Origin of the sequence: Rhizobium sp. ZW T2_16 (genome assembly GCF_044987325.1) — a bacterium.
Lineage (GTDB): Bacteria > Pseudomonadota > Alphaproteobacteria > Rhizobiales > Rhizobiaceae > Neorhizobium > Neorhizobium cellulosilyticum.
Map to the genome: position 1 here is coordinate 46,775 of NZ_JBJDRG010000023.1, position 10,080 is coordinate 56,854.

General features: G+C 52.9%; 7 protein-coding genes. 1 reads left to right on the plus strand and 6 read right to left on the minus strand.

Annotation, left to right across the window (positions count from 1 at the left end):
* Position 1 precedes the first annotated feature (1 nt).
* Positions 2-2,656 carry a hypothetical protein gene (locus ACI3K0_RS27170; protein ID WP_404946649.1) on the plus strand — a complete coding sequence of 885 codons (2,655 nt, stop codon included), beginning with the start codon at positions 2-4 and terminating at the stop codon, positions 2,654-2,656.
* A gap of 260 nt (positions 2,657-2,916) precedes the next feature.
* Here the strand turns inward: ACI3K0_RS27170 and ACI3K0_RS27175 are convergent, their stop codons facing one another.
* From ACI3K0_RS27175 to ACI3K0_RS27200, 6 genes are all read right to left on the minus strand, one after another.
* Positions 2,917-3,984 (minus strand): helix-turn-helix domain-containing protein, encoded by a 1,068-nt coding sequence (locus ACI3K0_RS27175; RefSeq protein WP_404946650.1) that lies wholly within the window; start codon positions 3,982-3,984, stop codon positions 2,917-2,919.
* 11 nt (positions 3,985-3,995) lie between these two features.
* Complete coding sequence (locus tag ACI3K0_RS27180; RefSeq protein ID WP_404946651.1) at positions 3,996-4,613, minus strand: hypothetical protein; 618 nt, start codon at positions 4,611-4,613, stop codon at positions 3,996-3,998.
* A gap of 241 nt (positions 4,614-4,854) precedes the next feature.
* On the minus strand, positions 4,855-6,168 hold the full coding sequence (locus tag ACI3K0_RS27185; protein WP_404946652.1) for a hypothetical protein: 1,314 nt from the start codon (positions 6,166-6,168) through the stop codon (positions 4,855-4,857).
* Entirely contained in the window at positions 6,158-7,255 is a 1,098-nt protein-coding gene (locus ACI3K0_RS27190; RefSeq protein ID WP_404946653.1) for an ATP-binding domain-containing protein, read from the minus strand. The genes ACI3K0_RS27185 and ACI3K0_RS27190 overlap by 11 nt, the downstream gene beginning before the upstream one ends.
* Before the next feature lie 53 nt (positions 7,256-7,308).
* A complete protein-coding gene (locus ACI3K0_RS27195) occupies positions 7,309-8,676 on the minus strand; it encodes a protein kinase domain-containing protein (RefSeq protein WP_404946654.1) in 1,368 nt (455 codons plus the stop codon).
* The gene (locus tag ACI3K0_RS27200; protein WP_404946655.1) at positions 8,673-9,659 is read right to left on the minus strand and encodes an S-4TM family putative pore-forming effector; all 987 of its coding nucleotides are present in this window, start codon (positions 9,657-9,659) and stop codon (positions 8,673-8,675) included. Before ACI3K0_RS27200 ends, ACI3K0_RS27195 begins: the two co-directional genes overlap by 4 nt.
* Between the last annotated feature and the right edge of the window lie 421 nt (positions 9,660-10,080).

A 10,080-nucleotide genomic window follows, 5' to 3' on the forward strand; every position in this document is an offset into this window, starting at 1 on the left:
GGTGAGAACACCCAGATTTTCGGATAAGGATGCAATCATAGCGCAGAACACACGCATGTTTGCGATGGAACGTCTCCAAGACCGCGATTTCCTCGAATGGGCGCTCGCTCTGCGGTACGATCAGCTAGCGGAACGCGCTGCCCTCAAGGATCTTCTCGAGTTCCGGCTCGCAGATGTTGCAGAACCATATAGGAAAGCTTGGATTAACTTGCTCGAATATTGGGACGACGCAACGACCGACAGTCCGTACGATCGGCTGCTTCTCAAACGAGAGCTGAAATTAGGTGCCTCTCCATCTCAAGTCATCACGCTCATTACCGAAGCTGTTCGGCCGCGGATAAAAGTCGAGAGCGGCCAAAAATATGAAGCTTACGGCCGCAAGCGCGCAAAGCATCCCAAGACCGTAGGAGATATCTTCTGGGTTTCGATTGATGGCGGTGAGCGGCTTACCCCCGAAGAGATTGGTTTGGCGGGCATCACCGACCGCGACTTCCTCTTCGAGCTTGCGACCGCGCTAAACGCCGTTCTGCTCACCGGGCTTAACCAGGCGCGGCGGATCGGGATGATTGCTAGCGATGCGGACTCGACGGTCTGGCTCGTCCATCGAGTCTATTTCGTACCCGCGGATCAGTTTGCTGAAGGGGGAGGAGAACCAGACCGCTACAGCAAAGGCTTTGCGCCTACCACAAAGCTGCTTTACGCGGTTTTTGAACGCCTGAGCGAGGTCGATCGGCCAGCTGCACTACGGGCAATGACAGCCTGGGATGCCGACCGCTGGAAACTGTACAAGCGGCTCTGGGCAGCCGCTGCCCGAGATGAAGCCGTCGTCAGTGGCACGGAGGTCAGTCGTTTCCTCGCTTCCTTGGACGATACTGAGTTCTGGTGGACCGATGCGTTTCCCGAGTTTGCGGAACTCCGTGCGGTCAGATGGTCTTCGCTTTCCGACAACGTCGCTGCGTCGATAGAGCAGCGGCTCGTCAATGGCGAACCGATTGCAAGACTGAAAAAGAGAATGGGGAAAGACAACGCAAAGATTGCGGCTGCGCGAAGGAGTGTTACAGAGCTTCAACGAATCAAGGCAGGCGGTGGTCAGCTTTCTATTCCGACCGAAGCATGGCTAGCGAAAACTCTCCTCCAGCATCCCCGAGAGGTTGACGTGGCCTCCGTCACAGAGGGCTTCAATCCCGGCGTTAGAACACTGATCGACGATCCTAGTGGCGATCCAACCTTTGGCGATGTTCCTTCTACGAAACTTATCGATGAACTTGCGCGTCATCTGAGTGACGAAGGATGGGAAAGCAAAAGTCGCGCGGCTTCAGACTTCATTGGACGGAATCCCAGTCTGATTCTTGATCTTTTTGCCGAAGCGCCAAAGTCGCTGGCTCGTGAAAAGGTCTGGCAGGCCTTCGGCTATGGTTTCAGGCCCTCCGATTTGAATGTTACGATCGACACTGCAAGCCCTGAAGATAAAGAGCTGATCTCAGTGGCGCTCAAAGCCTGTCTCCAGATTGCGCGTCTAGACAAAGCGACGATCGAAAACGCGCTACAGGGGCTCACATCCTGGATGTCGACCTGGGACCGGCTATTGAATGGCCAGGACAATTTCATCCGGGCGTGGCTAGCTCTTTGGCCCACGGCAGTTGAAAAGACGAACCAGAACGCCGAGAAGAAAGTGCCCCTGCGGGAACGCAGTTACTCTAGCACCGTCGGTAATCTCGTTTCTGCTTTTATGCGTGCGTGCCCGAGCTTTCAGAAAGACACGAAACCGTTGGCTCACTCACCATGGCGCGACGCGTTGGCCGGCATCGAACAGACGAAAGGCGAAGCGAAGCTACAGGCACAATATCAGCTGCTCAGTAGCTTCAATTACTACTGGGCGGCTGACGAAGCCTGGTCACGAGTGAACCTCCTGGAACCGCTGATCCATGCGACGGGTGGAAGCATCGAGCTCTGGCATGGTTTCGTCCATAGTCGCTTTCTGCCTCCAAAAAAGGTCCTGGAAGAGTTAGGACCGCATATGATCGCTGCGGCGGCAGGAAGCGAATTGCTGGACGAAGCTCGGGGATCGCTCAGCCAGCGGGTGGTGTTTTCGACGATCATTGACATGCGCGACGGCCAGAAGCTGACTATCCCCTCGCACCTGACCCAGCAGATGCTGCGTATCGGTGGAGATCCGGTACGAACCCGTGCGCTCGATGCCATGAAAAATTATCTCAAGGACGACAAGGCGGAGCCGAAGGATACCGGTAAAAGGTTTGGGCTCGTCAAGAAGCTGTTTCAGGAAATTTGGCCAAAAGAACTGACGCTCTCATCGCCGACATTATCGGACGCTTTCGCTGACTTCCCAGCGGCAGCCGGCGAGGACTACGCTGAGGCCGCCGAACTCATTCTGCCATACCTTACGCCTTTTCAGTGCTGGTCGCTCTGGGACTATGGGATACTCGACCGCAGCGCCGACGAGCGGACTATCACAGGTGTGAATTCCGCGAGGGATGCGGGGGCCTTGCTATCAATTCTGGATAAAACGGTTGGTGCTGAAGATGGCGCCATTATCCCAAATGGGCTTGACCAAGCGTTAAAGCATATCGCTTCGAAGAGCCGGCGTCTTGAATCGGAGATTCGGTTTCAAAGGTTGCTAACGCTATCTCGCCGGTAGATCTTGGAAAGTTCGCCGTCGAACAAGAGACGTAGCGGCCGTGGGTTGAACGACAAGGGGATCTCGTCACTCCCCCTGAGGGGATTAGATCCTGCGACCCGCTAATTCTGTGTAGCCAAGAAATTGAATCAACTATCAAATGCAGCGAGCGGAACGTCCAGAGCCGCAACGCCTACTGTGCGACTGATTCTCAGAGATTCTGTCATCAACTTTTGCGTGTTAACCGCCTTTGGTTGCTAACCTGGACCTAGGTGGCCCATCTAAATAAGAGAAAGAGAGCGTTTATTAGGCAGGGGAACTGCAGTACTCGCAACTCCCCAGATTAGGCCTTCGAGTTCGTCAAGCGGAATTTTCAACTCTGCTGCGACGTCATTCTTGGTCGTACGATCCTGCCAGAGTTGAGCCAGGACCTTCCTCCAGACGATTGACGTCTCGCGCTCAATACCGTCAGGCTCGCCCGATCTGTACCCACGCTTCCCAAGCTCAATGCATATCGACTTATATTGCCATTCTGTCAGACGACCTAGTGCATGGAGCCGATAAGCCATCGCCATAGCGGACACACGCCATCTGCTTTTCATCTTTATGACTACATTTGTGTCGATGAAACGAGGGGCACGAGCTTTTACGTCGTTCGCTGGCATCAAGAACGCCGAGGCGAACGCATTCGCCTCTCTCTCGGCTGCTCGCGACTGTTCCTGGGGACCCGCATGTTGATGCAGGACCAAATGACCAAGTTCATGAACCGAGTCGAAAAGGCTATGTTCCGCCGTCTTGAAATTGTTCAAAAACACATAGGGTTTCTCGTCTCGCCAAAAAGAAAACGCATCTACGGTCTTGGTGTTTTCCGACAACGAGAAAACCCGCACTCCTTGCGTTTCCAGAAGGCCGATAACGTTGCCGACAGGCTTCTCACCCAGCCCCCAATGTTGACGTAAAGACCTAGCCGCAGCTTCGACGTCTGTCTCGTAGCTGAGGTCGATCAAATTCGGAGCGGGGAGGGAAAAACGCCTCTCGACCCAATCACTCAACTGAAGACCTAACGCGCCTGCCGAGAGTGCCGCATCCCTCTCCTTAGCGCTCATTTTTGTGAGGCTTCGGAAGCTGACCGCCTCGACGTTCAAGTCTTCTGGATCATCGTCATAGAAAAAGTCGGCTGGATAGCCGACTGCCTTGGCAATCTTTTCGACTGTAGACGGATCGGGCTTGTTGTCCCCCTTCTCCAGTCGAGTGATTGTCATCGCCGATAGATCAGTTAGGTCTGCTAGACCTTTCGCGGTAAGGCGCCGACGTGTCCGAGCCAGGACAAGTCGTTTACTGTTAAACATTGCAATTCCGGCTATTTACGAGCCACCACCATTGGATCGAAATCATCCGCGCGGTCTCCATCATCCAGGAGGAGTTTGTCAAGTTCTATGTCCGATCCGTCTGAGAGATAGATGCGCTCAATATAGGCGCTAAAGGTCTTCTCCTCCACCACCGGACGTGTCAGCTCCGCGGCTCCCCGCTCGTCTACCATCATGAAATAGGTGGCAACAGCTTCACTATCCAAGCGAGCGTATTCGGGCAGGTCAGCGCCAAACAGGTTACCCAGGCAGGCACGCTCCGCGCCAGCACCCTTGGGCGAGCGAGGCTTCGGCTTCTTCTCATCGTGAGCCGCGATGTCGACGTTCGAGAACACCACACGGAGACCGCGCCGCTCGTTTTTGATCGCTTCAACGCCCTCAGTGCGGTCGACTTCCCATTCATCGCCCACGAACCTGTCTCGCAAGGCCCAGGAACCTTCCTGATAGGAAAACGTACCTGCTGCATTAGCGGGATGAAAGGATGTGGCATTTGATGCTGCGCCTCGCGCAACATCTCTAACCTCGAGGAGAAGCCGCCGATCTAAACCAAGCTCACCCAATCGAGTATCAATATCCGCCTCTTCACGAAGAACCCGCGTCTCAACAATCATGCCCGAATCCTGTCATGTCGATTTTCTCTACCTACTTGTAGGTGAAGAAAATCAACATGCCAAGCGGTTTTCGACGATTTTCTTGCATGCACAAGCTTGGGTGTAGCAAAAATACGTTTCGTATCCTCACCTCCCTTCCAGCCAGCCAGCTTGACCCGCTTCCTGATATTGGTTCTAGGCGACTCTCAATCTGGCAATCATTTCGACCGCTTATGTGATAACCGTTGTCGTAGGAAATCCACTAACCGTAATGTCGATATCGCCTGAGGGCACGAAGTGCTTCCATCGCTTCTTCGAGGTTTCGTTCGGCGGACTCCAGTGCATCCTCATAGTTTCTTTTTTGACCCTGCCTGCGAACCGTACCATATCCACCTCGATCCGCCTTTACGCTCGCCGCCTGATCGGCCGGTCGTGCAACATCAATTCCACTCAAAATTTCCACCCGGTGAGAGATTGAATTTCGCGTTTGATCGCGTGCAACCGCGGAGCCAAGTTGTAACTCTGACCAAGATAGGTCAGCCACCGGGAGCCCGTACGGATCGAAATGCTCCGACAGTCTTGCCGCAATTTTCCAACCTATTCCGTCGTTGACCGATTGTATTTTTCCAGGCTCACTCTCTGCGAAAAACTTTCCGAGAAAAATGCCCAATTCCGGAAGCTCGTCTGACATAGGTCGCGCAATTATCAACTGATTACTGAGGTCAGAATTCACTTTAGAAATCAACCTCGCCATCACTGCCGACTTCTCCACGCTTGAAGCGCCCTTCACGCCCATAAGTTGCGGAAACGTGTTGTCGATCGTGCGCAGCAATCCCTCTGCGGTCATTTGAGAAGCCTCTGCCCAGAATTGGCTCGAGTAGTATTTCTTAAGCTCCTTGGATGAATACTCTTGCCCCAGTTTCTCCCAGGCGTCGTCCGCAAACATAAAACTCGACCGCCTGCCTACCCCCCAATTAAGGTGGTCAGCCGTCGTTGTAAAAAGATCTACAATTCTTTCCGATACGATCATTTGCCGACGGTCGCCGTCTGTCTTTGTCACAACCGCCCACTTCTGCAGGACCTCCATAGAGTCCACTGACGGATGGAGAATGTGGGCCCTGGCGAGGCAGAAAACTAGGGTGTTGCAAGCTCTTGAAAGGGTTAGTTTGTCTTCGTCGGCGGCATTCCCGAGGCGGGAAGCTATCTCGCCGAAAATTAGAGACACGATTATGCCAGCGTCGTTTGCACTGAGAAACCGTTCCACCGAAAATATGTCCGAGAGCTCGCGAGAAGTGCATAGTCGGATCAACCCGCTCACAGGACCAAGACCCTTCAGATAAGAACGAGCGTAAGCCATCACGTCTCTTAGCTGGTTTTCTGTTCCAACGAGAATATTTGGAAGGACTGACCGCTGATCTCCGATGCCGAGCCGCCAAGCAGCAACCATTTCTTTGGTCGACTCAGCTATATAAAGAAACTCTTTTTCGTAAACGATTTGCTCTGGCTCTTGGCCTTGCAGCATATCAACAAAGCCGTTCCTATCAAATCTGCAAACGCCGATACGATCAGTTTCCATTGAAGATGCTCCTCCAGTTAGGCGCGTCAGCCGCAGGCTCCCGCCAGCGTGCAACGGCAGTTTGGAGATATGGCGGCAGAGCCTGATCATGGTAAACCGTCAAAGACGTCTTCGCCCGTGTCACGGCAGTGAATGCGACACGCTTTTGAGTTTTGCCATGGCTTTTAACCGTCTCGGCCGCGCAGAAATGAACAGCTCGGAATTCCAAGCCCTTTGCGCCATGAACAGTGGAGATACATATCGGTCGATCTGGCTTTATTTCCATGTATCCCTCGCCGACCTGTACTGTCATCTGATCTCCGAACCCAGCAGCCGCGAGTATTTCCGCAAGCTGTCCAGCGTCTCTCCGATTAGGAGTAAAAATGCCGATCAACTCCCCGCGAAACGCTCTCAATTGCAAAGGAAGCCTGGCCGCGACCAACGTTCCTTGTTCCGCTAGCGTTGCCGTCTTGACCTGAACCTCCCCCTTGGGCGAAGTAACAGGATAACGGCATGTTGGGGCGATGCGGACATATGGTTTAGTGTATGTATCACCAATGAGATCGGCAAGGTCACAGATTTCCGGAGCACTTCTGTAGTGATACGGCAGCTCGTGGTGTGCTTGGACCAGTTCTGAGAACCTATCATCCGCACTGCCTGTCTCATAAATTAGCTGCCGAGCATCTGCAGTTAGGTAGATGTCGCGGGCGAGTTGCTTCAGTAACGCCAACTCCTCCTCATTGTGATCCTGAGCCTCGTCAATAAGTATCGTATCGTATATAGGGCGTCCTTTTGCGCGGACGATCTGCCGCAGAGCTTCCGTGGCATCTACTCGTCCCTCTTCCCACATCAAGCCTCGCTTGAGCGGTGTGCCATTCTCCGCTGCTAGTGCGCCGATGAACTGCTTACTCGTCATGACGGAATCGGGCGAGATCCCATAGCCCGCCGCGCCGGTTTTAATGAATTCAGCTAAGGTTCGGTTCATAACGAGAACCGCGATGTTGCGGGATAAGGAGGAAAGGTAAGCTCCTCTCATCAGGAGAAGATTCGTTTTTCCGGATCCGGGAGGGCCAGTGATAGCAAAACTTCCGTCACTGGGGAGGTCCATGATCTTTTGCTGATGTTCATCAAGCTCGTTTGCGCCGCGCCACCACGTTTGCACTAGTCACCTATCTTAAGCGCATTTGAAGATGCCGAATGAGGCTGCAGTATCGCAGCCGCAATCACCCTGTATATTACGTCTTCGATATAAACGCTGATATCTTCGTTCACTCCTCGCATAAGACATACGCGAAAACTCGCCAATCCTACATCAGTAACACTTTGCCAACTTGGCGTCGCTTCAACGTCAAATGTCCTTTGAACAGGGTCCAAACAACGAATTGTAAAGCGGATCTGAAACGGACGAGTAATCTGGTGTGCTCCCGACGCATCGAACGCGGCTGTTACCATCGCCGTACCGTCGTCGTGGTCGTGATCAACGGTAGGAGAATAAAAGTCCGAATTGTCGGTGCATACTTTCCGGATCAGGTCTCTTACATGGTAGGCAGCATCGCGATAGATTGATCTTTCGATCAAACCAGGCGCGGCAGCCGGCGAGATACCTTCAAAACTTGCCGCTAACGTTGCTCGGACTCGCTCTCTAGCGCTAAGCGAAATGTTGAACTCTGGTTTTGCGAGCCGGCTAAAGTCCACCAGCTTAAGGCGACGATGCGGATCCTTCTGGAGGCAATCTCTTGCGAGTTCGAGCAGGTAGGTTGGCACTTCTGCGGACTCGATCAAAGGCGTTCGGTTCGATATGGCATCTAAGAGCACTGCGTACGGGCCTGAGATCTCCCCAAACAACTTTTCTCCCATTATGAGATCGTGCAGGACTGCACCGAGCTGGTAAAAGGTAAGGGAGCGGTAGCCTTCAGCTGACCGCTCAACCATCGACCTTACGAATTCAGGTGGGCAGTAGCGAGCAGTTCCGATGAAACGCTCACCAGATGGATCGATGTCCGTGGCAGTTTCTGGTCTGCTGAAAGGTAAAATAATTCCCAAGTCCATTAATACTACCTGCGCGAGATCCGCAGATACCATTATGTTATCGGGTTTGATGTCCCGATGGCAGATCCCCTGCTCATCCAAATATGCTGCCGCAGCGACGGTCTGTCTGAAAATCTCGGCAATTTGATCGCCACCGAGGGATCCAATGTGAGCGGATAACTTTGTATGATTTAGCCTCTGCATGGCGACGAACAGAAGACCGGTGTCTTGGCATTCTGACGCTTCAATTATTTTTACCAAGTTCGGATGTTCGTGCCCAGCGAGTTTGGCTTCCAAATTGACGCGCGCGCGTTGGGCTTCTCGGCCAAACTCCTCGACCAAATCCGGATCGATTATCTTTACCGCCGCGGTAACCGAACCGGCGGTCCCCTCGAAGACGGCTGCCGAGCCGCCCCATCCGATTAACGATCCGATCGTCCAAGTGCCGACCCGCCCGCTTACCAATCTTGCCTTTAGCTCGATCGCTCTCCCTTCGTTCACCGATTATCTCCCAGATATTCGCCAACAAGTTCCGTAGCGCGCGAAACCATTTTGGCTTCGAGCTTCGGTCTTCTCAGCCAATAGATTTTGTCCCATACCATTGGAACCGATGATCGACGAAGGTAGTTCGCGTTCTGAATTTCCCGGGCGATCGGGTCCAAGGCCTCATCAGTCAATCGGTGTTTTTTAGTCTGTTCCCAGATCTCAATTACGCTTTTGCTCACGTCGCCGAGTTTCTTAATGGCGTCGTGTTGCCTGAAAGCTTCTCTAGCTCCCCAGTTTACGAATGGAATGAGTGGGACGATCACCCCTAAAATGAGGGTGCTAATGTCAAATACGGGGGTCTGCGAAATCAGCAGGCAAGCTAGGAATATGATGGCAAGCGCGATAACAAGATAACCTCGAAAACTGGAACGGACCGAGGAATCATACCCCAAGTTTAGAATTTGAGCCGCGAGGCGACCAGCAGCGTGGGGCAACCTTGAAAGTTCTCGAGGGTACCAGTCCCGGACAGTATCTCGATCTCCGGGCGCGACGTATTTTTTTGCTAGATAATTGACAACATCCGCATCTAGTCGTGTTCCAGCAACGAACGGATTCCATTTCAAATCAAATAGATTGCAGTCGAATTCTTCCTGCAGCTTCGCGCTTATCGCAAGCTTCCTTTTTTGAAGTCTGTCCAGCACGAAAATATCCAACCACGCTGCAAATATGGCGACGATAGCAGCTGGGGCCTTGAGACCTGGAACATACGATCCGGCAAGACCTACCATCGTTGGAACGGCCACAACTATGAGTAGCTGAGTGCAAAGTAATCGACCCGCATTGGCTTGCACACTCCGACGGGCTTGGAGATATCTTAGCTGACTTGGGTCGTTCTGAAATTTATCAAACAGCTGCTTCGTAGTCATCGATATGCCTAAATAACCTTCAAAAAACCGATTTTCCATATCGCGATTGTATAAATTTTCAATCACAATCACCGAATGTCGGTGCAGTTTATTCCAAGCCAGTGCTTCCTCATAGAGCTGGCATCCAATATGAACCTCGCAGCTCTTGTCTCAGCCGAGAGCTTAACGCCGGCAGATCTGATCAATACGTTGCCATCGCCTTTCAATCACGTCGCAGCGCTTAGGACTTTCGGTGGTAGTGGTCTGCGCGACGCCGACGACGATCATCTCGTTGGGCCCTGCCTTCCATCGTCGCGGCGGGCGCCTTAGCCTTATCCATGACCATCGAGCTGTGATTACCGGCAGATCAACCCACTCACACTCATCGTAACTGGAGCAAATCCGGTGGCAGGAGGGATTCCCGTTTTCTGCAAATCATGAGATTCTTCTTTCATGACGAAGCGCCGCCTGCCCATGGTCGAGCATGCCGATACGTTGTCGCTGAAGGCGCTGC